This window comes from Dehalobacterium formicoaceticum (genome assembly GCF_002224645.1).
GTDB classification, from domain to species: Bacteria; Bacillota; Dehalobacteriia; order Dehalobacteriales; family Dehalobacteriaceae; genus Dehalobacterium; species Dehalobacterium formicoaceticum.
Genome location: NZ_CP022121.1, coordinates 2,065,432 through 2,089,838 on the forward strand (window position 1 = coordinate 2,065,432; position 24,407 = coordinate 2,089,838).

Here is a 24,407-nt window from a genome sequence, read left to right on the forward strand (position 1 = left end):
ATTTTAATTCATCACCAAACTGTTGAATTGAACCGGGAGGATATTTCTGTTGGAAAAGAGATGGCAATTTAAGCAATGGTATGAGTTGAGTGGTGACAATACTCATACCATTGAGGGTGCAAAATATAAAAAGCTGATAGAGCTTTGTTTTGCCCATGCAACCTATTTTTCATTACAATGGGCTCGTTGGACAGCGGCTATCGACAAACAATTGGAACAGGCATTGGAGCCTTATAAAGTAAGACACCTAAAAATCAATCATTGGTATCGGTACGGTGCTCCTCCTGAAAATTCTGAATTTGAAGTTCCTATAATGAATATTTTCATATACCGTGCATCAGATGGAGCAAAGCAGGTATTATTGAGTCATACGAATACTCTTTTCCTAGGACTTGAGAAAAAAGAAACTCTGATGACATTGGAGGATTTATGTTTCTTTCATGAAGATGAACTGTTCTTTGGCACAGTGAGTCACGAAGGAATATGCTCCGCTAAGGGACTATCTGAACAATTTATAATAGAGCTCTTAAAACTTGGAGATTGGGAAGAAACCAACGCTGATCCTTTGGAGATTTTATCTTTAAAGGGGTTGTTATGAATTCTGTCTGCGCTTTCAATTATGAGCGTCAATTATAGAGAAAAGCTACGGAAGGGGATGGGGTGAAGTGAAAAATGCACACAGTAGGATTCCATTTTGATGAATTTCCCTTATCCCGTCTGCGCCTTGTGGACGGTGAGCTGGATGCGGGCAAGCTCGCCACAGGGGAATATATTCTGGAGGGCGTGACGGTGGATGATTATGGAAATTCGCAATCACCTGATCGCTTTAATCATAAAGCCGGCGAAGTGCTTACCCTTACCACCGGCGGCAGCGTGCGGGAAATGATCGTGCTGGGGCATGTGATCGCAAACCCGAACACCAATACAGACGGCAGTTGGGTGGGCTCCACCTTCTTTTTGCCGGGGGATGTTTACAAGGAGCTCACCGGCAATACCTTCGCCATGAGTTACGCTTTCAACGTGGCAGACGGCAAAGAAACCGATACGGAAACCTTTTTGAAAGAGTATACCGACAGTGTTGAACCCACCATGAACTATAAATCCAAATTCACTGCGTTGGCGGGCCTTGAGGGTATAGAGAGTACAGCTGTTCTGATCGGCGGCGTATTGGCACTTATTATCGGGCTTATTGGCGTACTTAATTTTATCAATGCCATTTTGACGAGCATCCTGACACGCCATAGGGAATTTGCCATGCTGCAAAGCGTCGGCATGACGCGTAGGCAGCTCGTGACGATGCTCTGCTGGGAAGGGGTCTGTTACGCAGCTTTGACAGCGGCAAGCTCCACCCTGCTGAGCCTTGGCTGCTCGCTGCTGATTGTGCGCCCGATGTGCGGACAAATCTGGTTTATGAGCTATCATTTTATTGTTTGGCCTCTGGCGCTTATTTTACCGTTGCTGTTTGTGCTGGGAGCTTTGGTCTCGTATATCATGTACCATGCAACGAATAAGCAGAGCATTGTGGAACGCCTGAGAATCGCCGGGTGATAAAAGGAAAAAAGACGCACAGTCCTTATTAAGCTGTTGTGTCTTTTTTCCTTCTCTGGATACCCTCATCGATGTAAAGAATAGTAGCACAACATGAATACATCCTTACACCAACTGTAAGTGTTATTATTCTGCGGTACTTGCTATAATTATGAGTAAGCAAGTCAGGAGGTTATAAAATGAATTCAAATAGAGTTTTACAAGTCGGAAGCATCACAAAAGTCTACGGTAAGGGCGACAATAAGACAGAAGCCCTCAGAGGAATCAGCTTTGACGTGCTTGAAGGCGAGTTTCTTGGAATTATGGGGGCCAGCGGCTCCGGGAAAACAACATTGCTCAACTGTATTGCTACCATGATTAAACCTAGTTCAGGAAGAATCCTGCTTCAAGGCAAGGATATTTCTTCATTCAAAGGAATACAGTTGGCTGACTATCGCGGCAAAGAAATCGGATACCTGTTTCAGGAATTTGAACTTTTGGATAACTTAACGGCAAGAGAAAATATTATTCTTCCGTTATTGCTCCATAGTGTGACAGGCAAGCAAGCTGAACCTGAGCTTCAGGAATTGGCAAACCGTCTTGATATTGTGGACGTTCTGGGCAAATTTCCCTCCCAGATGTCCGGCGGACAGAAGCAGCGCATAGCGGCAGCCAGGGCTCTCATCTCAAAACCGAGCATTGTGTTGGCAGATGAGCCTACAGGCGCGCTTGACAGTAAAAATTCCAGGGTTCTCATGGACAAGCTTTCTGCTATCAACATGGAACAGAAGAAGACAATTGTCATGGTCACGCATAATGCAAATGCCGCCAGTTATTGTTCCCGCATCCTTTTTATCCAGGATGGCCGCCTGTTCCATGAGCTCAGGAAGAACATTGAAACAGAAAACCCCGACAGCTTTTACGAGCGCATTGTTACAGTCATGGCACAACTGGGAGGAGGAAGCGCAAATGTTCTTTAAGCAGGTTCGGAGTAATGCCGCAAAAAATCGAAAGAACAACGGATTATTCTTCAGCTCCCTAGTGGTTGCAATTGTCGCATTCTATACGTTGTTGTCTTTGAGTGATCAGGATGTCATGCGCTTTTTGAAAACAATAGAGAGCGACGCTGTTAGCAAACTTATGCTATTGATTCCAATCGTCTACATGATTTCACTTTTCTTCGTTTTCTTTCTGGTTTACTTTGCATACCGTTATCAGTTGGACAACCGCAAGAAAGAATTTGGGCTATATCTGATGCTTGGTATGAAACGAAGCGCGCTTTTTGCCATGCTGATGAGTGAGACCATTTGGAACAGCTTGATATCCATTTTGCTTGGCTTACCAATAGCTTTACTTCTTACGGAGGGGATCAGCCTAACAACGGCAAAACTAGTCGGACTTGGGATAATCGGGCATAGAATTTCCTTTTCCATATCGGCTGTTCTTGGAACAGTTGTCGGGTTTATCGCAGTACAAATGATAGCCATGCTGTTCCTGAGCGCTGAATTCAGTCGCAAAGAACCAATGGAGCTGCTACAATCGGATTCCCCCGAAAAGCAAGTGTCACTTTCCGGAAAAAAAGGCTGGCTCGGCTTTGCTCTCGGCCTGATTTTCCTGGTTTTGGCATATGCGATCGGAGTTACCATGCTGAGAAGCTTTGATTTCAATATCGTTGCGCTTATTCTTGCCCTCGGCGGAAGCGGAACCTTTCTGCTGTACCATGGTATGGGTGTATTTATCGGGCATAAGATTCAGCGTAAAAGTCCAACGCGATCTGGGTTATTCACCTTTACAGGACGGCAGATTCAGGAGAATGTGCTTCATCAGTACAGAGCGCTGGCAATTTCGTCTTTGCTTTTATTGATGGCGTTGGCCTGCGTATCTTTTGGTATTGGTGTTGCTTCAGGCCGAGGATCGATGGATGTCAGAACAGTGGATTTTTCTATTGATGGAAGCGAACAGGAAGTGCGCGGGGTTTTGGATTCTGAAGCAAGCAAATCGATGGTTTCTGTGTACTATCCCATGTTCCTGAGTTCAATGAATACAAACCTATACGATAAAACCGGTGCAGTTCTGACAAGCAAGCCAAATGCCCGTGATTTCTCTTGGGCAGGGTTCAGTGCTGCCCTCGCAAACCTGCCTGAAACGGATTTGAGAAACAATATGATTGAAATTATTTCTGGCCGATCAGGCCCGTATCTAATCTCAGAAACCAGCTACAACGAGCTCTTACAGGCGATCGGTAAAGAGCAGATTCGACTGGGGAAGAATCAAGTTGCGCTGTACACTTCAATGAAGGATAGCGGTGACTTTATCAACAATCTAGATGGCGCACTAAAGCTTGGCGCTTACATTGAAGTTGACGGTCAAAAATACGAACTATTGCCCGGTATTTACCAAGATAATGTGGTTGCCGACCGCAAAATCACACTCTACAGCGCCTTAATCGTTTCGGATGAAGACTACCAGAATTGGGTTTCTGATAGCAGCACCCCTTTCTGCTGGAATGTCCTGCTAAGTCAGAAGGTTGTAAATGAAAAGGGCTTGATGCAAGCAATTCAATTGATGGAACAGAACCTGGCAGGAACAGGCTTGGAATACGAAAGCTATATAGGCGGCATTGGTAGAAATCTTTTTTATACTGTAGCTGCAAGTTACCTGACAATATATCTTGGTATCTTATTCATGGTCATTGCAAACACAGTAATCGGATTGAAATACTTGATACAGCAACGGGCAAATAAACACCGTTACCTCACACTGCTTATGCTTGGAGCCAATGAAAATGATCTTTGCAAATCGGCAAGAGCACAAATCCGAATCTTTTTTGCTATGGTGCTTGGCATAGCGGTATGCAGTTCTGCCTTTGCAATATGGTCGATGTTTACAAGCTTTCTAAAATTGCCAGCAGGAATGTCGTTTGCTAGAGTGATTTTACTTGCAGGGATCGCCTTCATACTGTTTATTGTGATAGAATTCATTTATATCAAGATTATAGAACATACCAGCAACCGAGAAATACAGACATTGCAGGTAACAGATAGGGGTAATGCTTTTGAGTAAGATCATAGTCATCGAAGATGATATTTACTTGCGGGAAGAACTCGTCAATACTTTCGTAAAGAAGGGATACTCGGTATCAAGTATCTCTTCTTTCGATACTCCTGAGAAAGAAATTCTTGACAGCAATCCCGATTTGGCTGTACTGGACTTAAACCTCCCGGGCAAATCTGGATTTGAGTTGTGCAAATGGTTGAAAGCGAGGGCGTCTTTCCCGATTCTTATTTTAACATCACGTGACGCTCTCGGAGATGAATTATTCGCATTGGGGCTTGGTGCAGATGATTATCTGACAAAGCCATGCCACCCCGACCGGCTGATAGCCCGCGTGGAGCGATTGCTCCAGACATATGGAAAAGTGCGCAGCTTGGTGCAGGCAAGAGACCTTGTATTAGACCTTGATACCTACAAAGTGATTTGGAAAAACGCTTACGTTGTCTTGTCCGAAACAGAAGGAAAAATCCTGCAAGTCCTGATTGAACAGCATCCGTCCGTTGTTTCGAAACAAACGTTGTCTCTTGTACTTTGGGGCGGTAATGAATATGTTGACGAAAACATTCTTCAAGTAAATATGACCAGGCTGAGAAAAAGTTTAGATGCCATCGGCCTTAGAGATATGATACAAACCGTGCGTGGGCAAGGTTATCGTCTGGAGGTGAGCAAGCCGTGAGGCGACAGAATATGAGTTTGAAAGCCGAAAAACAGTGGCTTGTCCTACTGCTTTTAACCGACCTGTTTTTTGCTTTTCTGGCATGGCTGACGGGCGCTGACTCTTTTGGAAGTATTATTGTAATTATTTTTCTTTTTACCGCTTTTATTGTTCTTGCAGGTTACCGGATTGATCGAATGAAACAAAAAAAACAGATGGAGATGCTGCAACTTTTTTTGAACAGTCCTGATGAAGAAGCGGAACAACGTTTATTAGCAACGGTAGATGATTCTTGGCACTCCATTATACGAATGGCGTCAGCGCAGATAAGAGAGCAATCCCAAACTATAAAAGATAAACAACTGGAATTGCAAAATTATCAGGAGTTTATCGAGGCATGGACTCACGAAATCAAAACACCCCTGTCTCTTGCAACATTGATTTTAGCCAACCATAGAGAAGAAATGTCACCGTATGTTTATAATCGGATGGAGCATGTACGCTCTACTATCAATAATGATGTTGAGCGAATATTATACTATGCTCGGCTTCAGTCTTCACATGTAGATTATAAATTCATGAAAATGAATTTAAGTGACTGTGTGCAGGAGTGCCTTGAAGATTTTCGAGCTATATCCGATGAAAAGAAAATTGATGTTCAGCTAAATCTTTCATCTTTTCAAATTATAAGCGACAAAAAAGTCCTTGCCTTCATGCTCTCGCAGCTTTTCAGCAATGCCTTTAAGTACACGGCGTCTGACAATGGTGTTGTCTGCGTCGTAAGTTGGTCGGACACTCAGGACGATGGTAAAATACATCTTGCCGTTCGAGATAATGGCAAGGGTGTTCCACCTGAAGATATGCCCTTCTTATTTGACAAGGGGTTTACCGGAAGTCATCCAGATCGAAAGAACGCAACAGGGATGGGCTTATACCTCGTAAAAAAATATGCCGAAGCATTATCGGTTGAGGTAAATATTGAACCAATATCGACATCTGACAAAGGGTTTGGCATTGAACTGCTTTTCCCGCATGTTATATAAAGTGAAACTTCTGTCAGTAGGGGTTTTCTTCATCCCCTACTGATAGTTAGTTGAACCAATCATGAACTTAGCGTCCGTTATCCCCCACTTACAGAAGTGGGGGTCTTACTGACGGGTTAGTGCGTGATAAATTGTTCGCATTTGCGTCGGTTGTAATATGCCGCCGCACCTTATTGTGAATACAACAAGGTTCCCGAGAACCACTTCGATCAACACCCATTTGCCAGCATTGAAATTGTGCCTTGGGACAGTTCGTTATTCTTCTAAATCTACCGGCATTTCTTGTTGTAGTTCCGAATTAGTTTTTTAAAGCCGTAATTGGTACCACAAACACGCCATCCCCTCGTTGATATGCGGCATTTGAAAGTCCGCAGATTACGCACAGTATAGATGGTGGGTTCCCTTTTTCGTCGACAGCGATTTCATCTCTAATTCTCTTTAAGTTCGCAGCCGCAGTGTCGATCTGGTTTGCTCCGAGTTTGATTTCAAAGGCACACCATTTCCCGTCTGGGAGCTCAATCACCGCATCTAACTCACGATTGTTGTAATCTTGATAGTGATACAGGTTTGCGCCAAATGCTTCTGCATATATTTTCAGGTCTCGCTCACATAAAGCTTCAAATAAAAATCCAAGCGTTTCAAGATCACCCACTAATCCTTCTAATGTTGCTTTCAACAAAGCACAGGCAAGAGACGGATCGGAAAAATGCCGTTTTTCTGCCTGCTTGATGCGTACCGAGGAACGGATATTAAACGAAAACGGCGGCTGGTTGTCGGTAATGAACAGTCTCTTAAAAATATCAAGATATGAAGCAACCGTTTCAACATTGATGTCTTCATCGTCTACGGCTTTGATGTCGTTCTTCAAGGTTTTGTTGGTAACTGTAGTACTTTCATTTCGCGCAAGAGAGCGAAGCAGCAGCCTCATTTTTGAGGTATCGCGTTTTATACCGTCAATACGGAAAACATTGTGTTTGTTCTAAGGAATAAGGAGTTTCCCTTTATGATGCCAAATATTACCTATCGCGGGACATAAGAACGGGACATAAAAAGCTGATGACTGACGAATAATATATTATATTATGCGATGCTTGATGCAACTATCTAAATCCTAAATCCTAAATCGGGAGGATCTATTGTGACTTCAATTTACAGCTTGCTTTCAAAAAAATTTCAGTTTAAAGCTCATGCTCTTAAAAAAGAATGGAAAGAAATTGAAAAGATCAAAAAGGAATTGAGGTCCTTAGGTTTTATTACCGGTGAAGTGGAATATATGGTCAAATGTACCTTTCATCATAAAAATTTCTCAGAAATAAATCTGGAGGAACTAAAGGCGGGGAAAGAATCTCTGAAAGGGCAGGTGGAAATCTCCCGCCAATGCCTGGAGTTGGTTTACCCTGCTACTACTAACCCTCAGAATGACCCGGATGGGAAAAATTGAAAAAAGGCATTAAATGATTCTGCAGCAGCAGGGGGACAGGGTACCTTGTCCCCCTGGTATATTTCTTAACGTCGCTTGACTATCAAAGATAACTTCGTTGTGGTAGCCATGTAGTGGGGTGGGAATACCCTGACACGGTGAGGCAAATGATCACCAACTTAATATATATCACTCCAAAAGACCGACGTCCTCTATTTCTGTAGTTACGATGACATCAATGGGAATAGTCGGATAGGCCTTCTCCCACTCCATACTTTGATATAGTTTCGGATTCTTGCCCTTGACAGCAGTGCCAATACCTAAGTAATCCACCCCTGCGGCTTGTGATTTCTGCACCGCGGATCGAATTTGATTAGCGATCACATCGGAAAATAATTTTTCCAGTTTTTTGAGGTTGCCGGGTCTGGTCAGTTCCATATTACTGCCTTGTTTTGATAAAATTTGCCCGTTGGTATGGAGGGAAATCTGTACCCTGGGACCTTCTCCTTGCTTCAAAGGCTTAATTTTTAACTTCTTTTCATCACTGCGATAGGTAAAAATTCCTTGGTCCAGGTGTCCAACCACTGTAGCATCAGACTTACCCACAAGCCAATTAGCAGCCTGTGTTTCTTCACTGCTCAGCCAGTCAATTAATTCCCAGTTATTAAATACCGCCCCTCCATCACGGACTATGGTTTTATTGTTTTCTGTCGCTAAAACACGGGAAACAAAACCTCTGCCGTCAGTACTTCTCAGCTCATTAAGAAATTGATAGAAGGTCTGGTTTCTTGCTAAAGAGAGTTCATATTCAAGCTGGGTCATGGCCACTAGTTCTGCTGCCACATACTTGGCAAGCTTTGGTTTTGCCTCCAGAATATCCTTGGCCTCTCCATCTTGCACAAACATCAGGCGGGTTCTTGACGCAATTTGAGGCTCCCGAAAAATCATGTCAGATATATCTTTAACGCTTTTCCGGCCGGCATTCTCACCAATCAAAACCACCTGTAAATACCCCAGAAAGTTAAGGCGGGATACCTTCACCTGCAGCTTTTCCATGGCCTCCCTAAGGCTGGTACCTTCCACTGTCTCGATAATATTAGCTGTTTCATGGTGTTCTTCGATGATATTTACCGGATTGATAATTTCAAATGTGAAGGTGTAGGAAGTACTTGTCTCTTCCACTTTATCAATACCGATGGCGGTAATGAGCGCTCTATTGCTGATATCATGAATATCCCAGCACCCAACACTCGTCAGACAAAAAAATATTAATGTTAAACAAAGAAGCATTTTTTTCATTTTAAAGACCCCTTCCTTCTTATTACCGCCACCAAAAGGGTCAGTACAGGGATGATGTAGAGAAAGAGATAACTGGGATAATGAAACAAATTCCGAAGCTGAATGGCCAATGAGGTACCAGGAATGAGATAAATGATTGCCAGTAAACTGACTGTGACGAAAATAGTAAGCGCCTTCCTGTAGCGCTGTTTCTTTAGCAGATGCAGCAGTCCTTCGGTGATAAGGTAAAGGTAGATGACAATAGTGGTAAACATGGCCATTAACCAGGGCAGGGTTAAAAACAGCTCAAACCGTTCCACAGGAAACCCGGGTAGAGTAATCCCGCTTAATATATCAACCCCTGGGAAAATTGATTCCTTGATATTCTCCACCCCAAAGATTCCTATCGCCATGATCGTTTGCAGTAAAATCAGGACCAAAAGAAAATTCACACTAATTAATGCGGGCTTCATCAATGCTTTTTTATCCTTGAAAAAAGGACCGATAAATAAAATAAGCTCGATACCCTGAAACACCCCGATAAATAACAAGGTGCCTTGCAGGACCGGTAACCACCCACTGCCAAGGATGGGGAAAAAATTTTGCAGATCAATTGATCTCAAGGAAAGTGCGGCGGCCACGAGCAGGGGTAAGATCATAAAAGGGAAAATTAACTGGAAGAACCTTACGATAGGTGCGAACCCATAAAGAGATAAGCTGATGGCACCGACTGCTAATAAGCCGAGAGGCACGATCATGGGGGTTTCCGGCAGAAATATCATTTGATTAACTGACCCAAAATTCTGGAAGGACATGCCCACAAATATCATCCAAAAGCCCAGATAAGCAATAATGATCGTGACCCCTAAAACCTTGCCCCAGATTTTTTTACTGAATTCAAAGAAACTTTCCTGGGGGAAACGGGAAATAAGCTTCACCAGCAAATAAGTAAATAGGGAAACAATGGGAATAGCAAGGAGTATTGAAATCCAAGCGTCTTGTTCCGCAATTTGAACAATACGCTTGGTAAAAGTGAATAATTCAAATTCCAGGATAGCCGAGATTAACACGATCGCTAATGCTTTAGGATCTATTGCTTTTGGATCCCTTGTCTTAGGCTGGACCCTTCCTTGCTGCTGGTCATGCTGAGGCTGATATGTTTCATCCCGAGGCATAATGCGCGTATTCTCTCGCAATATCGTATGCCCCCAGGCACTCCCTTCCATAGGAGCAAGGGGAGCCATATAGGGAATACCAAAGGACTTCAGGGAAACCATGTGAATGGCAATATAAAAGAAAGCTACCGCGAAGCCAAAAAGGCCTAAGAAGGTTGTCGCGATCATCGTAAAAAACTGGATAATTCGGAGGGACATGCGCAGATCATTATTAGGAATCCCAAAAGAGGAGATGATGGTCAGAGTTACAATAATAACTACCGGGCCTCCGATTATTCCCGTGTCCATTCCGGCAATCACCAATACGATGCCTGCAAATAAGGCAATTGTTGAACCAAAGACTGACGGTATTCTCTCCATCATCATCCGGACAGCTTCCGCGATCCCCATCATAAAAAAGGTTTCAAAATAGATGGGGAAGGGGGTCGATTCTCTGTTGGCAGCAATTAATAAAGCCAACTTGGTGGGGATAAATTCCGGATTAAATGAGGTTAGGGCAATATAGAATCCGGGAAGAACCGCCGCAAAAATAAACATAATGTACCGGGCAATGCGAAAAAAGCTGGTGGCAATAGGCCATCTGGCGTAAGCATCTTCCGGTACATCCATTAACTCAAAAAAGGTGGCGGGAGCCAATAAAACTGTAGGACTCCCCTCAGTCAAAATAGCAAATCTCCCCTGGATCAGAGCGGATTCTGCTACATTGGGACGCTCGGTCGTTTCTGCCTGGGGAAAGGGACTAATATTTGAATTCTCGATATTTCGTTCAATTTGACTGCTTTCTAAGACTGCCGGCAGCTTAATTGCTCCGATACGTCTTCTTATTTCCCTTAATATTTCTTCATTTGCCACACCCTGAAGATAGGCGATGACCACATTTTTTTTAGATACTGATCCCACCTGGTACTGTTCAAATACAAGATTTGATTCAGGCAGCTGCTCTTTAAGCAGGGCCAGATTATAGGTGAGCTCCTCGGTAAATTTTCTTTTTGACCCCCGGGTTATTTGTTCTAAATCACGGGGCAGGACATCAACCAGGGTCGCCTTGGCAAATTCCTCCTGAAAGGAATCTATCGGGGAATTATTCCCTGACTCTGATTTTGCCTCTGACTCTGCCGGTATTTCCTTTTTGATTTTTTGCTTCTGTCCTTCATCTTTTTCATCTTTGTTTTTTTTAAAGAAGTGAAAAGCCAAATCTTATCACCATTTTCTCAATTTATTAGCATCAACAAAGCGGCAGCATTATCATTTATTTTTAGAATTCTTGCTCATCAGCATTTTTAATGCTCTATCATTTTCTCCATTCCCCATAAAAATATCCATCCTTCAGCATTTATCAGTGCCCCGTGTGGAACATAAAGAAAAGGGACAAATCCTGAAAGATCAAGACTTGTCCCTTTTTGGTAGATTGTAATTCAATTATTTCAGTATTTTCAGGGGAGAAGGTCCGCCACCGGCACCACCTGGTAACCCATTTCGGTAAGACCGTTGAAAATCTTAGGTAAAGCAGCCAGGGTGCTGGGTTTTCCTTCATGCAGGAGAATAATGGCCCCGTCTTTGACGTGGGTGAGCACGTGATTCGCAATCTGAGTGGAATCCTCCGAATCCCAGTCCCTAGGGTCCACATTCCATCCAATGGAGGTGAGACCAAAGCTTTGGGCAGTTTTCGTGATCAGGTCATTGTAATCCCCATAGGGGGGACGGAAAAACCTGACCTCACCTAAGGAAGCAAAGACAGCCTCAGTCTTACGAAAATCCTCCTGGATGATATCAGGTGATTTTAAGGTCAATCTGCTGTGTTGATAGGAGTGACTGCCCAGGGTAAAGCCCATGTCGGCGATTTTTTGCGCCAGATGGGGGTATTTTTTCACCTGTGTGCCCACCATGAAAAAGGTGGCCGGCACCTGATGTTCATTTAAAACACCTAAATATTCCGCGGTAAAACCAGGTACAGGACCATCATCAAAAGTGATGGCTACTTTTTTCCCTGCTCCGCTGTTGCCCGAGAAAATAGGTGTCTTCTTAGGGGAGGCGGAAGGCTGGGAGACAGGAGGGTTAGCGGCAGGAGGCGCAGGTGGGGTGGTGCTGTCTGTTTCCTGATGCTGCTGATCTTTTTCATTTTGAGCAATTTTTTCATCCTCTTCAGGCTTTTGCGTTTCAGGTAGATTTGTTTCAAGCCCACTATCCCCTCCGGGATCTGTAACGGGCTCTGATCCTTGTCCCGGATCCGGATCCGAATCCGAATCCGAATCCGAATCCGGTTCATGCTCTGTATCCCTATCCGGCTCCGGGTGATGCTTGTCCACCGTTGTTACAGGGATGCTCTCATCTGGTTTTTCGGTATTGGCATAGAGAAAATGGCCTTTTGGATATACAAAAACAACGAATAAGAGGGCCAGGATTAAGGAGATCCAGATCATTGCTGAAGGGAAAGAACGTTTTCGTCCTTTGAGTTTTCTTCTTCTTTGTGTCACGACAAAGCCTCCCGATTTATAGATCAGAAAGTATCCAATCATCTTCTGTATATATCTTTAGACGTCTTAAAACAAGAAAAGTTCTCATTTTTCGATGAAAAATTCAAACTTCGCCCTGATTGTCATTCTAAGGATGATTCTTTCCTATATACTATATCACATCGGTACTTGGTTTTGTCATTTTTCTTGGTATTTCGATAATAATTTATGATTAGCTCATCCATTTCCTCACTGATCCGCACCAAACTGTCATGATGATAACTGCCCACCTCACGAGTAGCTTGGGCGGAATGAAGATTGAGAGCCTTCCTTTTTTCTTCTAATTTGCTTATAATGTCGTTAAGCTCCTGACCATCTTGTGATACGATTTGAGTCCTTTCTTGTTCATTTTTTAAATCTTCCTGGAGGCAGCAGGGTTGAAAGAAAAGCTCATCAATGGATACTTCAAAATAGTCAGCAATTTCCCTGGTTAAGCGCAAACTGGGCTCACGCTTCCCGGTTTCGATCATGTTATAATAGCCCTGGGAGATTTGCAGGGCATCTGCCACCTTTTGCTGGGTCAGACGAACAGCCATTTCCCCCTCTTTTTGTTTTCTTAAAGTGATCAGATTGTTTTTCAAATGCACATCTCCCTTCACTATTCATTTTTAATTAGCCGGCAAGTTTTGGCGAAAAGTTCTAGAATTTGCTGGTTAGGTTTCAAAAAAATAGTTTATTTGTCATATTTGCTTATAATTAATAATAGTCACAAAAAGAAACAGTGTCAACAAAAATTTTGTTTCTTATTGTGACAAGATATGTCAAATTATCACTGATTGTGATTAACAATATTTAGTGATTATGTGATTAGGGGATGGATGCGTTTGTTTGATGAATGTTTAAAAAAATTACGTAAAGATAAAATGATTTCCCAAAAAAGTCTCTCCGAGGCGCTCCAGCTCAGTCGTTCCACCATTGCTCAATATGAAGGGGGAACCCGGACCCCTGATCTGCAAACTTTAATCAGAATTGCCCAATTCTTTGATGTTTCCATTGATGAATTACTGGGGCACGAACCGGAGCGGAGGAAGATGGACCTGAAGGACGAGAATTTTATTTTCTTTTCGGTCAAGGATAACAGTATGCAAAATGCCCGCATCTTAGAAGGAGACATGGCCGTGATTAAAAAACAGGATACCTTTGAAAACGGAGACATTGTCTTATTGACCATGCATAATCAGGTGCCCTTGATCAGAAAAGTAGTTCTTAAGGATCATATTGTGGCCTTGATTCCCGAACATCCCGATTATGAAGTGGTGCTGGCCAATATGCTGGAGGTAGCTATTTTGGGCAAGGTGATCGGCATTAGTTTTGTATAATTTTCCCCAGGAGTGCCAAACTAAGGTAGGATCAGTCGGATTTAAAGAGGCTATTAGCTATTATTACTGATTAATTCTACTGCTGTGAACGGATTTCCTTCATAATATTGGACGAATTTTTTCGACAAATAATTACAAATTTTTTTTGCACTGAGGAAAAAAAGATGATGCATGTTTTACAGGTTGTGCGCCCCATGGACGGAGGCATGAAAAAACACGTGCTCTCCCTCCTGGGTCATTTGGATCAAAGCAAATACCAAATCATCCTGGCCGGTCCGGATAAGGAAGAATGGGATGAGATTTTAGCCGGTTCCAAAGTGGAAGTGGTTTATTTGCCTTTGAAAGGAAACCTCGCTCCATGGTCCGATCTGGCGGGAATGCGCCGGCTGAAGCACCTGATCCAAACGAGAAAAATTCATCTGGTACATACCCATGGGATGAAAGCTGGACTAGTAGGGCGCATGGCCGGTCTCATGACCGGCGGCCTTAGGCCCCAGTCCCAGCCTTATTTTCTTGCTACCGTACATAATTCCATCTATCAATACCCCATGCCCAAATCAAAGCGTTGGGCTATCGGCAAGGCCCAATCCTTTCTTGGTCGTTATACCGACGGTTTTATTGCCGTTTCTCACGGCTTGAAGCGTGAGCTTATGACTTGGGAAGGAATCCCCTCAGCCAAAATTTCTGTGATCTATAACGGCATCAATCCGGCGGATTTTCCCCACTTTCCCCGGCCGACACTGCCCGAGGCCAAAATCCGTCTAGGCCTAAATCCTGATCTCCCGGTGGTGGGGATGGTGGCACGCTGCGCTCCTCAAAAAGGGGGGGAGTTTTTTCTGCGCGCCGCTCAGGAGTTAAGCTGTTTATTAGATGAAGTGCAATTTTTGGTCGCAGGGGACGGTCCTCTGCGCCTTGCTTGGGAACAGGAGGCCCGGGCCCTGGGTTTGAGGGAAAAGGTTCATTTTATCGGTCATCATCCCCGGCCGGGAGAGATTTATCCGCTCCTGGACGTCTATGTCCTTCCGTCCTTGTCCGAGGGACTGCCTCTGGGGGTGATGGAAGCCATGGCCGCCCAAAGACCGATCCTGGCCACCTGGGTGGGCGGAATTCCGGAGCTGATCCATCATCGAAAAACAGGCCTTTTGGTACCGCCCGGAAATAGTTCGTCTTTGACCCAAGGGATGATGGAGCTGCTGACCCGGCGTACATGGGCCTCAAAGCTGGGTAAGGCTGCGGGACAGGTGGCCCGGAATCAGTTTTCGGAAAGAGAAATGGTACGTCAAACCGAGGATCTGTATCAGGTAATCGGAGATCGCATCCGGCATGAAGATGAAATCAGGTCAAAAGGGTGGTGGACCCGTGCTTAAAAAGTGCAAAATTTTTTCATTATTCTTGCTGATGTTCATGATTTTGTCTGATACCGTGACATACGCAGAAGAAAATGTATCAGGGAGTGTACCGGAAAAGAGGGAGCAAAAGGTAGTCCTGGTGCTGATCGATTATCTTACTCTGGGAGATCTGGAATCAGGAGAAATGACCACTCTGGGGAGGATGATCCGGGAAGGGGGCTTAGGCCTCATGAACGCCAACACGGCAGGCGGGCGGGTGCGTGCCCACAGTATGGTCACCATCGGTGCCGGACGGGTCGCACTGGGGAGTGATGACAGCGGTCTCGCCCTTTTGCCCGAAGAAGAATACCTGGATCAGGCGGCGGGGGATGTATACTACCGGCGCACGGGGCAAAAAGCTCCGGCCCCGGGGCAGGAATCAAATTTACTGCACCTGGATATTGCCGCCATCCAGCGCAATTTCGCAGCAAACAATTCCGTGGGTTTACCGGGTTTATTGGGGGAAACACTTCATCAGGATGGCCTTAGCACCGCCTATATCGGAGGGGCGGACCAAAAAACAAATGAAGGCCTGAATTATCGGCGTCATGGAGCGACGGTGGCGATGGACCGGGAGGGCCGGGTGGATTTTGCCCTGGTGGGAGAACAATTTCTGGAAAAAAAAGAAAGGAGTATTTTTCCTGATGGGGACAATTATGATGCCCTGGGCGGGGCTCTTTCTGCTGCCCTGACAGCAGCAGATTTTATTGTGCTGGAAACTGGGGATACGGTGCGTTTGATGGCGGAAAAGGAGAAGGTCCGGGAGGAAGTTTTTCAGGAAAATAAAAAAACGATCTTAAAAGAGCTGGACTTATTTTTGGCCGATGTGCTGGTAAGAACAGAGCCTTATGAAACGATGGTACTGGTGGTAACACCCACACCCTCCCGCACAGGAATTCAGGAAAAGAATTTAGTCACGCCCCTCCTGCTCTGGCAAAAGGGCGGGCCGTCAGGCTTTCTCACCTCCGGCACCACCCGGCGGGAGGGGATTGTGGCCAATACGGACATTGCGCCCACAGTGCTGGATTTTTTTCATATCCCCGTGCCGGATGAAATGAACGGACGAAGGATCACGATCCTGCCCGAATCCTCTGGGCAGCAGGTTCCCTCCGACAGCACGGTGTATTCCGGCATCAAGCAAGGAAGCAACGGAACCGTCCCCGTGCTTACTAAATTAAATGAAGAAATGGTTTTTGTTAACCTTTATCGGCCCCTTCTGGTCAAGGGTTACGTTCTGGGACAAATTATCTTTGTCTTGGGAGCGGTAGTAACTCTATTGATGAATCAGGGTAAACATCAGCCTGGGGTGAAGGTAACCACAAAGACACCTAAGTTCTTTTTCGTACAGTCCCTGATCAAGGTCTCCCTGCTGGCTTTGTCCGCCGTACCCTTAACCTTATTGATCATGGGTGCTTATCCCGGCCCTTCCCTCGGGGTTTTTGTTGCCTTGGCGCTGATCTGTACTTTTCTTTTGACAGCCTTAGCCTTAAGGACGGCTAAGATTCATCCTCTGGCGCCATTTTGTTTCCTCTCCGGCCTTACCGCCGCCGCCATTCTGCTGGATAGCCTCTGGGGTTCTCCTTTGATGCAAGGGTCTGTTTTAGGTTACGATCCCATGGGCGGCTCCCGCTATTATGGGGTGGGCAATGAATATATGGGGGTCTGGTTGGGTGCGGCTATGATTGCCATGGCCACCTTGTTAGAGATCAGCCGGCGCAAAAAGGCCGCCTTTATTTTCTCCTTATGTTTTTTTGCTTTGATCACCTTTATCCTGGCCTCTCCCCGGCTGGGCACCAACGCCGGTGGTTCCCTGGCGGCCCTGGTAGGTTTTGGAGTCCTGATTTATCTCCTTTGCCCGAAAAAAATCTCCCGGCAAAGGTTCCTGCTCCTGGGGGGGATCCTTCTTGCCCTCCTCTTTGGTTTTGCCCTGTGGGATGCGGGGCAGAGTGTCAGCCAGCAATCCCATTTTGGTCGGACTATCCATGCATTAAGAACCAACGGCTTATCCGAAGCATATGATATCATTGTAAGAAAAAGCGCCATGAACCTGAAGCTGATCCGCTGGACGATTTGGAGCAGAGTTTTCCTGGTGATTCTGGCGGCCACGGTTTTCCTTTTTTACCGGCCGGTGGGAGTGATGAAAAAAGCCATGGCCCAGTATCCCTATCTGGCCAAAGGATTTTGGGGGGTGGTTGCCGGCAGTATCGCCGCTTTAATCTTAAACGATTCCGGGATTGTCGCAGCGGCCACCATGAGTATATTTTTGGCCGCACCGTTGATTTTTGTGGTCATGAAAGAGCAAGAGTCAAGCAGGTAAAGTGCGTGGCAAATATTTGATTTTAATCTTGACTTTCAATATTTTTGTGCTAGAATTATAGCGTTATAAGTTGTCTTCCTCGGCAAACAGAGGAAATTTAAGACTATCAGGGAGGAATGATAATTGAGGGCTCTAGGTCGTCACGTGTTGGCAGAATTTTATGATTGTCCGTTTGAAGTACTTAATGATTTGAAACAGGTTGAGCGAAACATGGTGCAGGCTGCCTTAGATGCAGGAGCAGAAGTGAGGGAATTTGTCTTCCATAAGTTTAGCCCCCAAGGGGTGAGCGGAGTTGTGGTGATTTCTGAATCACATTTAGCCATTCACACCTGGCCGGAATTGGGCTATGCATCCGTCGATGTTTTTACCTGCGGAGATCGTGTTGATCCCTGGGATGCATGCAAGATCCTGAAGGAGAGCTTCCAGGCCGGAAGTGTAGAAGCCCAGGAAATTGCCCGTGGTATGAATGTTCCCCTCCATAAGGTAGCGGTAAATTTTTAGGAGGGATCTTTATTTTACCAGGCATAAAGTTAAAGAAATATAGCCGAAAAACCTTATTATAAGCCTTTCAACAATAAAACGTTGAAGGCTTATTTTATTTCCATAAAAGTTTTTTCCAAAAAAGTATCCTTGTACAATGTTAAAAAATACGGTATGATATATGATACGGTTTAACGGACGTCACCCCAAATTGTCGTGACTAACCAACCAAAAACTAACCAACTAACCAACTAACCAACTAACCAACCAATTAAGGAGAGGACCCTTATGTTTGCATCGGTACAGTCAGAATTAAATCAAGTGACAGTCTTTTTAGAAAAGCTGTATCGTTTCAAATCCGGCCATTTGGCACAACTGGTTCCGGATTTTAGACTTTCCGAAGCTGATCAGCACTTGCGTCCGGCTCTGGTGCTTTTGGCCGGGAAATTGTTCCCCCAGCACAGCCTTGATTCCAGGCAGATCGTGATGGGAGGGATTGCTCAGCTGATATTTATGGCCCAGGAGATTCATAATAAGATTACAGATGACTGCCCCAAGTCAGTGCCTCAGTTTCCGGTGCTGGTGGGGGACTATCTCTTTGCTGTTTTCTGCAAGAAATTATATGAACATGATCTACTGGAATGGCTCGATCCGCTGGCTGATGTCATTTGCCGCATGAACGAAGGAGGCATGGCGCGCCGCCGTTTAATCGAGGAGGGGTCCCCTCGGGAGGAAGACTACCTTCAGGTGCTGAAACTGGAATACGGACTCTTAACCGGCCTGTCCTGCAGAATCGGCGGGCACTTGGCCGGATGCACCCGGGAACAAGAGGAGGATTTAGCACAATTTGGCCTCCGTATCGGGATGGCCTGGGGGATGATGAAACAGGAATATCCCATAAATCCCAAGGGATTCCTGGAAAAAGGGCGGGAAATATTAGCTTCTTTTCCTTTTTCCCAAGGACGGGAAGCTTTGCTGGATTTCGTGGATGAGTTGGAACAAATGTCAATCAAATTGCGTCTGACAACAGGCAGTGTCCCTGGAGCGCTGGCGACGTAAACAGAGTTCTTCTTGGCATCAGGTGGAGTTTTACTCCATCTGATGTTTAGAAATCGTTATCCAGGAAATTAGTGCCGCTTATCCCACCGCGTCAAGAAGCGGGGGTGTTAGTGGCAGTTACTTATCGGATAAAAACGGTAAGTAAAATTACAAATCCCAGTTTTGGAACTCCCGCTTATCGAAGGGGGAGCCCTGGAATTTGATCACTTACGAACGCGGGAGGCAGGCAAGTGTCAAAGGATCAACCCATGACGGTGGTGGAGCATTTAAAAGATCTGCGTAAAACTTTGATCATTTCTCTTTCGGCCTGGCTGATTTTTACAGGGGCGGCTTTTTTTCTTTATCAGGATCAGGTTTTTGATTTTCTGACTTATCCCCTGCAGCAAATGTCATTGGAGCTGGTGATCCTCACCCCCTTTGAAGGCTTTATGGCCAAGCTGATGGCCTGCGCTTTTGCCGGCTTGATTATTTCCCTGCCTGTGATTCTCTGGCAGGTGTGGCGTTTTATTCTCCCGGCCCTAAAGGCCAAAGAAAAAAAATATTTAATCGTGATCGTGCCTTTTTCGGTACTCTTATTTCTAGGGGGAGCAGCTTTTTCCTATTATTTTGTGTTGGGCACTGCTTTGAATTTTTTAATTCTCACCGCCGGATCCGGCTTTGTTCCCATGCTGGGAGCCTCCAAATATTTATCCTTTGTTACCTCCCTTTTGGTTCCCTTTGGCATTGTTTTTCAGCTGCCCCTGGCCGCTTTCTTTCTGACCCGAATGGGACTGATCACCCATCAGACCTTGCGCCAAAAACGAAAATATGCCATTGTGCTTAGCTTTGTCATTGCCGCGATTGTGACCCCGACACCGGATATTGTCACCCAGTCTTTGATGGCTTTGCCCATCATCCTCCTTTATGAGATTTCCGTTTTCATTACCTGGCTCTTTCGCAAGCGCTAGGTGCATCGCCAGATTCTTCATTCCGCCGGGCTGCATTCAGTATGACAGAAAAGTTTGGAATGACAGAAAGGCTGAAAAGGCTGAAAGGGTGGTTTCCTTGTTGTTTCAAACTCCGGAATTCTTTTTTCTTTTGATCATTTCGGCGCTCCTGTACTGGATGCTGCCTCAGGGACGCCTTTTAATATTGGGGATTGCCAGCGCTATCTTTTACGGTTGGGCCGGTACCGGGTACCTGGCTCTTTTTTTTCTAATGGCCGCAGCTACTTATCTCTGTTCCTGGCGCCTGGAGGCGACGGGAAAGAGAGGCTGGTTTCTGTTTGGCCTTTTCCTGAATTTAGGAAACTTGATTTTCTTTAAATATGCCCTTTTCCTCCTCCGGGAAATAACCGGCTTAACAGGGCTGGTGCTGGTGCCCCCCGGAAGTATTATGGGGCAATTAGTGCTGCCGGTGGGTATTTCCTTCTACACCTTTCAATTGATGGCTTATCTGACCGATGTCTACCGGGGAGAAATCAAAGTGCCCGGTTTTTTGCGTTTTTGGGTCTTTATCTCCTTTTTTGCCCAATTGATTGCCGGGCCCATTATGCGGGGACGGGATTTTCTGCCCCAGATTGAAAAAATCGAAAAGATCACTTTTGACAAGGACTTAACCGCCATTAAATGGGGGGTTTTTTGGATTACCCTGGGCTTGGTGAAAAAAGTGGTGCTGGCAGATACCATTTCCCCTTTGGTGGACTGGCATTTTGACCGGGCTGCCTGGATTTACGGTTTTCAAAGCTGGCTGGGAGCTTATCTCTTCGGCTTTCAGATTTACCTGGATTTTTCCGGATACAGCGATATGGCCATCGGCTTGGGGAAACTTTTCGGACTGGCCATGACCCGAAATTTTCATACCCCATATCTTAGCTTGAACCCCTCGGAATTTTGGCGCCGCTGGCATGTGACCCTTTCCAGCTGGGTGCGGGACTATATTTACATACCTTTAGGGGGTTCCAGGAGAGGAGAGGCGAAGCGGAGCAGAAACCTGATCCTGGCCATGACCATTTGCGGTTTTTGGCATGGTGCTGCCTGGACATATCTTTTTTGGGGCTTTTATCACGGGGTGGTCCTCGTGCTTTACCACCAATTTCAGAGGCACAGCCGTAAAAGGGAGTTTAAAAATATCCCGCCAATTCTTACTGTCTTTCTCACCTTCCAGGTGATAACCATCGGCTGGGTCTTTTTTCGGGCCGAAACCCTGACCGAAGCCTGGATTTATCTTTCTCATATGTTTCAGAATTTCAATATTTATCAGCTGATTTTCAATAAAAAGGCACTTTTCCCGGTGCTGCTCTTATTCCTATTTCACTTGTGGGAAGACCGCTTCTTAAAAAACCATCCCCATTGGGTGGAGCGCTGGCGCAAGCTTCCTGCCCCCATGCGGGGTTTGGGATATTTTCTGATCATGGTTCTGATTCTGGCTTATCTGACCCAGGGTCAGCAGTCCTTTATCTATTTTCGCTTTTAAGTTAAATTCAAATTTATCATCATCTGGGAGCGTAATTTTTCCTGATACTCTGTTTATGACCGGAAAGGAGGCAAGGGTTTGGGGATGAAAAAAATTTATGGACTGATCTGGTTTTTGATTTTTTGCACCCTCTTTGAGTGGGGTGTCGCCCGGAATCTCTCTTTTTACGGCCTTGTCCCCGGCAGCAGTGTGGGGCAGCTCCAAGCTGTCCAGAGGCTCATTGACGGACAAACAGATGAAGAACTGGCAGAAATCCGCTGGCTGGTGCTGGGGGATTCCCAAAGCCGGGATGGGATTCGACCCCGTCTGGTGGCCAAGGAACTAGGGTGTTCTCCCCAAAGTATTTTAAATCTCAGCATTAACGCCGGGAAACCTACGGATTTTGCCTATTTTTTGGAGGAAGTTCTGCCCCGCTTGCCCCATCTGGAGGGGGTTTTGATTTCTGTCAATGAACACTATTTTGACCGCCAGAGCATCAGATTTGATGGCAAATTTCGCTTTTTGGCCTCCTTTCAGGAGCGTATGATGGTTCCCGGACCGGAGCGTCAGGCGGATCTGCTGTTAAGTAAAATTTTCTATACCTACGGCATGGAAAAACAATGGTGGGAGACAATTAAGTATATCTGGTCAGAGTTGGGGACGGGGGGACTTTCAGTACCAAAGCAGGAGGGCATTGGGGGGCTTCCCCCCGTAACTCAGGAAGCAGCCGGGGGAAAAAGCTATGATTATGCCCGGAGACTGGCTTCCTCCTGGATGACGGATTTTCGTCTGGGAGAACCGGAGACTTTCGTCTTGGAAGAAATCCTGGATCAATTAAAGGAAAGGGAACTGGCGGTGGCTCTTATTCACCTCCCTAAAACTCCTCTCCTGGAAGGAATGATCCGCCGGGAATATCCCCAGCAGGAGCAGGATTTTATCCGCTATCTCAATCACTTGGCAAAACTCTATCAGTTTAGCTTCTATCGGGACTGGACCCTGATGGGAGGAGATTGTTTTCGGGATGCTAATCATGTCAATTACAAAGGAGCCCGGATCCTGGCCCCTCAGATTGGGCGTATATTGGAAAGCATGTAGGATATAGGATATGAATGTAGGATGTATAATGTAGGATCTGGAATGCAGCAATCAGAAAGGGGAAAGCAAAAAAGTCATGGCAATGAAGAACCCCAATATCATTTGAACCCCAGGTGAAGAATTTTATGACAACCTGTTAAATGAGAAATGTAAATATGAATATATTGATCAAACGTTGAAATAATACAAATATATTGCTTAATTTTTCAGTTTGTCTTATAATGAAATTATAAGATATGGGCGCAAAATGATTTCTGGCCGTATAAATTCCCAGCATCATGTGAATGATAAGATGATAAAATAACAAATATGGGGAGGTTCTACCATGACAAATGCACAGGAAATGTTTCAAATTCGTTCCAACCGTATTAAGGATGTTATCGCACTAAAAAAACCGGATACTGTTCCTTTTGTACCTAAGGTTGGCAATTATTATGCCAATGGATATAATATTTCCATGTATGATGCCATGATGGATGTCAGGAATGTTTTGCCTGGCGTAGATGGTTTTCTGGATGATTTTGAGCCGGATATGGCCTGGGCACCAGTTTTGTATCCGATTCCCCCGATGGAGGCCATGAATTGTGGTTACATCAAATGGCCTGGCCCCGAGCACAATCTTCCTTTAAATACTTCCTTCCAGATTGGTGACCAAACATTTTTGCATGATGATGAATATGAAGAATTTTTACTTGATCCCACGCATTTTTTCCTGACCAAGGTTTATCCCAGAAAATTCAAGGATCTTGAGCCCCTTTCCAAGCTGGTATTTAGAAATCCCATCGAATACTCTCTTTATATCGAATTAAGCACCTTTGCCCAGCCTGATGTGCAGAAGGCGCTGGAAGCTTTAAAACGAGGGGGGGAAGCGGCAGCCAAATGGCTGGGACATATGGGTTCTATTGTTGAACATATTATTCAGAAAGGTTATCCCATGGGTGCTGCCACGGCGCAAAACTGTCCTTATGATATGTTTTCCGACAATATTCGCGGCTTGCTTAATACGGCCAATGATGTTTATCAGAGGCCGGAGCAATTAATGGCCGTCTTGGATTATATGACCGAGGTATGTGTTGAAAGAGCGACCACAACAGCCAAAGCTCTGGGCGTAGACTTTGTCTTTATTCCCCTCCACGGCGGTGTGGATGAGTTTATGAGTCCGGCTAATTATGAAAAATTTTATTGGCCCGGTTTGAAAAAACTGATCATGGCTTTGATTGATATTAATATTACCCCTTATGTGTTCTGCGAAGGGAAATACAACACCCGTTTAGAAGTCATCTCTGATGTGCCGAAGGGAAAGGTTATTTATATGTTTGATGAGGTGGATATTGTTAAAGCGAAGAAGACCGTCGGTCAGGTAGCTTGTATCTGCGGTAATTTGCCGACCTCCCTTTTGGTTTATGGCAAAAAGCAAAAGGTAATTGACGAAACCAAGCGTTTAATTGATAATTGCGCCGGTGACGGCGGCTTTATTATGGACTGTTCCATCGTCTTGGATAATGCCAACCGGGAGAACATGGAAGCCTGGGCGGAAACCACCAGGACCTATGGTAAATATTAATTGAATTTCAGTTTCCGGTTCCATCTTTTTCTGTGTTTGCAGGCTGTGTTTTTCTTCAGAATTTGAAAGCAGATATTCGATAATATT

At 45.1% G+C, this 24,407-nt stretch carries 21 protein-coding genes; 16 read left to right on the forward strand and 5 right to left on the reverse strand.

The genetic code is table 11. The features are described from left to right. The first annotated feature begins 49 nt into the window (after nt 1-49). From CEQ75_RS10040 to CEQ75_RS19650, 6 genes are all read left to right on the forward strand, one after another. Nucleotides 50-598, forward strand: a complete 549-nt coding sequence (locus tag CEQ75_RS10040) for a hypothetical protein (RefSeq protein WP_089610303.1) — start codon at nt 50-52, stop codon at nt 596-598. 74 nt (nt 599-672) lie between these two features. Continuing rightward, entirely contained in the window at nt 673-1,548 is an 876-nt protein-coding gene (locus CEQ75_RS10045; RefSeq protein ID WP_089610305.1) for an ABC transporter permease, read from the forward strand. A gap of 179 nt (nt 1,549-1,727) precedes the next feature. Continuing rightward, nucleotides 1,728-2,507 carry an ABC transporter ATP-binding protein gene (locus CEQ75_RS10050; RefSeq protein WP_089610307.1) on the forward strand — a complete coding sequence of 260 codons (780 nt, stop codon included), beginning with the start codon at nt 1,728-1,730 and terminating at the stop codon, nt 2,505-2,507. After that, nucleotides 2,497-4,590, forward strand: a complete 2,094-nt coding sequence (locus tag CEQ75_RS10055; protein WP_089610309.1) for an FtsX-like permease family protein — start codon at nt 2,497-2,499, stop codon at nt 4,588-4,590. Before CEQ75_RS10050 ends, CEQ75_RS10055 begins: the two co-directional genes overlap by 11 nt. Continuing rightward, entirely contained in the window at nt 4,577-5,257 is a 681-nt protein-coding gene (locus CEQ75_RS10060) for a response regulator (protein WP_198306504.1), read from the forward strand. Before CEQ75_RS10055 ends, CEQ75_RS10060 begins: the two co-directional genes overlap by 14 nt. 11 nt (nt 5,258-5,268) lie before the next feature. Continuing rightward, on the forward strand, nt 5,269-6,279 hold the full coding sequence (locus tag CEQ75_RS19650; RefSeq protein ID WP_089612589.1) for a sensor histidine kinase: 1,011 nt from the start codon (nt 5,269-5,271) through the stop codon (nt 6,277-6,279). Nucleotides 6,280-6,577: 298 nt separating this feature from the next. On the opposite strand, the gene CEQ75_RS10070 is transcribed toward CEQ75_RS19650, so the two are convergent. Further along, nucleotides 6,578-7,237: an ATP-binding protein gene (locus tag CEQ75_RS10070; RefSeq protein WP_420838527.1), complete on the reverse strand. Its 660-nt coding sequence runs from the start codon at nt 7,235-7,237 to the stop codon at nt 6,578-6,580. A gap of 180 nt (nt 7,238-7,417) precedes the next feature. Here CEQ75_RS10070 and CEQ75_RS10075 point away from each other — a divergent pair, with 180 nt between their 5' ends. Then, nucleotides 7,418-7,720, forward strand: a complete 303-nt coding sequence (locus CEQ75_RS10075; RefSeq protein ID WP_089610315.1) for a hypothetical protein — start codon at nt 7,418-7,420, stop codon at nt 7,718-7,720. 168 nt (nt 7,721-7,888) lie between these two features. Here CEQ75_RS10075 and CEQ75_RS10080 read toward each other — a convergent pair whose 3' ends face one another. The 4 genes from CEQ75_RS10080 to CEQ75_RS10095 all read right to left on the reverse strand — a co-directional run bounded on the left by CEQ75_RS10080 (nt 7,889) and on the right by CEQ75_RS10095 (nt 13,246). Then, nucleotides 7,889-8,998, reverse strand: coding sequence for a Ger(x)C family spore germination protein (locus tag CEQ75_RS10080; protein WP_089610317.1), 1,110 nt, complete (start codon nt 8,996-8,998; stop codon nt 7,889-7,891). Next, nucleotides 8,995-11,346 carry an endospore germination permease gene (locus CEQ75_RS10085; RefSeq protein WP_089610319.1) on the reverse strand — a complete coding sequence of 784 codons (2,352 nt, stop codon included), beginning with the start codon at nt 11,344-11,346 and terminating at the stop codon, nt 8,995-8,997. The genes CEQ75_RS10080 and CEQ75_RS10085 overlap by 4 nt, the downstream gene beginning before the upstream one ends. A gap of 239 nt (nt 11,347-11,585) precedes the next feature. After that, on the reverse strand, nt 11,586-12,626 hold the full coding sequence (locus tag CEQ75_RS10090) for a polysaccharide deacetylase family protein (protein WP_157677408.1): 1,041 nt from the start codon (nt 12,624-12,626) through the stop codon (nt 11,586-11,588). A gap of 122 nt (nt 12,627-12,748) precedes the next feature. Then, entirely contained in the window at nt 12,749-13,246 is a 498-nt protein-coding gene (locus CEQ75_RS10095) for a helix-turn-helix domain-containing protein (RefSeq protein WP_089610323.1), read from the reverse strand. 243 nt (nt 13,247-13,489) lie between these two features. On the opposite strand from CEQ75_RS10095, the gene CEQ75_RS10100 reads away from it, so the two are divergent. The 9 genes from CEQ75_RS10100 (at nt 13,490) to CEQ75_RS10140 (ending at nt 24,320) form a co-directional block, all read left to right on the forward strand. Then, the gene (locus CEQ75_RS10100; protein WP_198306506.1) at nt 13,490-13,984 is read left to right on the forward strand and encodes a helix-turn-helix domain-containing protein; all 495 of its coding nucleotides are present in this window, start codon (nt 13,490-13,492) and stop codon (nt 13,982-13,984) included. A 164-nt stretch (nt 13,985-14,148) separates the two neighbouring features. Next, nucleotides 14,149-15,351: a glycosyltransferase gene (locus CEQ75_RS10105; RefSeq protein WP_089610326.1), complete on the forward strand. Its 1,203-nt coding sequence runs from the start codon at nt 14,149-14,151 to the stop codon at nt 15,349-15,351. Further along, nucleotides 15,344-17,689 (forward strand): hypothetical protein, encoded by a 2,346-nt coding sequence (locus tag CEQ75_RS10110; protein WP_089610327.1) that lies wholly within the window; start codon nt 15,344-15,346, stop codon nt 17,687-17,689. Before CEQ75_RS10105 ends, CEQ75_RS10110 begins: the two co-directional genes overlap by 8 nt. 123 nt (nt 17,690-17,812) lie before the next feature. After that, nucleotides 17,813-18,190, forward strand: coding sequence for an adenosylmethionine decarboxylase (gene speD, locus CEQ75_RS10115; RefSeq protein ID WP_089610329.1), 378 nt, complete (start codon nt 17,813-17,815; stop codon nt 18,188-18,190). A gap of 267 nt (nt 18,191-18,457) precedes the next feature. After that, entirely contained in the window at nt 18,458-19,228 is a 771-nt protein-coding gene (locus CEQ75_RS10120) for a polyprenyl synthetase family protein (RefSeq protein ID WP_089610331.1), read from the forward strand. 230 nt (nt 19,229-19,458) lie between these two features. After that, a complete protein-coding gene (gene tatC / locus CEQ75_RS10125; RefSeq protein ID WP_089610333.1) occupies nt 19,459-20,175 on the forward strand; it encodes a twin-arginine translocase subunit TatC in 717 nt (238 codons plus the stop codon). A gap of 100 nt (nt 20,176-20,275) precedes the next feature. Beyond that, nucleotides 20,276-21,682 carry an MBOAT family O-acyltransferase gene (locus CEQ75_RS10130; protein ID WP_157677409.1) on the forward strand — a complete coding sequence of 469 codons (1,407 nt, stop codon included), beginning with the start codon at nt 20,276-20,278 and terminating at the stop codon, nt 21,680-21,682. A gap of 78 nt (nt 21,683-21,760) precedes the next feature. Further along, nucleotides 21,761-22,756 (forward strand): hypothetical protein, encoded by a 996-nt coding sequence (locus tag CEQ75_RS10135; RefSeq protein WP_089610337.1) that lies wholly within the window; start codon nt 21,761-21,763, stop codon nt 22,754-22,756. Nucleotides 22,757-23,081: 325 nt separating this feature from the next. After that, a complete protein-coding gene (locus tag CEQ75_RS10140; RefSeq protein WP_089610338.1) occupies nt 23,082-24,320 on the forward strand; it encodes a uroporphyrinogen decarboxylase family protein in 1,239 nt (412 codons plus the stop codon). The last annotated feature ends 87 nt before the right edge of the window (nt 24,321-24,407 follow it).

Excerpts from the sequence above, each read along its gene's own strand:
- CEQ75_RS10045 (WP_089610305.1), top strand. The coding sequence starts at position 673 with ATGCACACAGTAGGATTCCATTTTGATGAATTTCCCTTATCCCGTCTG.
- CEQ75_RS10050 (WP_089610307.1), top strand. The coding sequence starts at position 1,728 with ATGAATTCAAATAGAGTTTTACAAGTCGGAAGCATCACAAAAGTCTAC.
- CEQ75_RS10055 (WP_089610309.1), top strand. The coding sequence starts at position 2,497 with ATGTTCTTTAAGCAGGTTCGGAGTAATGCCGCAAAAAATCGAAAGAAC.
- CEQ75_RS10060 (WP_198306504.1), top strand. The coding sequence starts at position 4,577 with ATGCTTTTGAGTAAGATCATAGTCATCGAAGATGATATTTACTTGCGG.
- CEQ75_RS19650 (WP_089612589.1), top strand. The coding sequence starts at position 5,269 with ATGAGTTTGAAAGCCGAAAAACAGTGGCTTGTCCTACTGCTTTTAACC.
- CEQ75_RS10080 (WP_089610317.1), bottom strand. The coding sequence starts at position 8,998 with ATGAAAAAAATGCTTCTTTGTTTAACATTAATATTTTTTTGTCTGACG.
- CEQ75_RS10105 (WP_089610326.1), top strand. The coding sequence starts at position 14,149 with ATGATGCATGTTTTACAGGTTGTGCGCCCCATGGACGGAGGCATGAAA.
- CEQ75_RS10120 (WP_089610331.1), top strand. The coding sequence starts at position 18,458 with ATGTTTGCATCGGTACAGTCAGAATTAAATCAAGTGACAGTCTTTTTA.
- CEQ75_RS10140 (WP_089610338.1), top strand. The coding sequence starts at position 23,082 with ATGACAAATGCACAGGAAATGTTTCAAATTCGTTCCAACCGTATTAAG.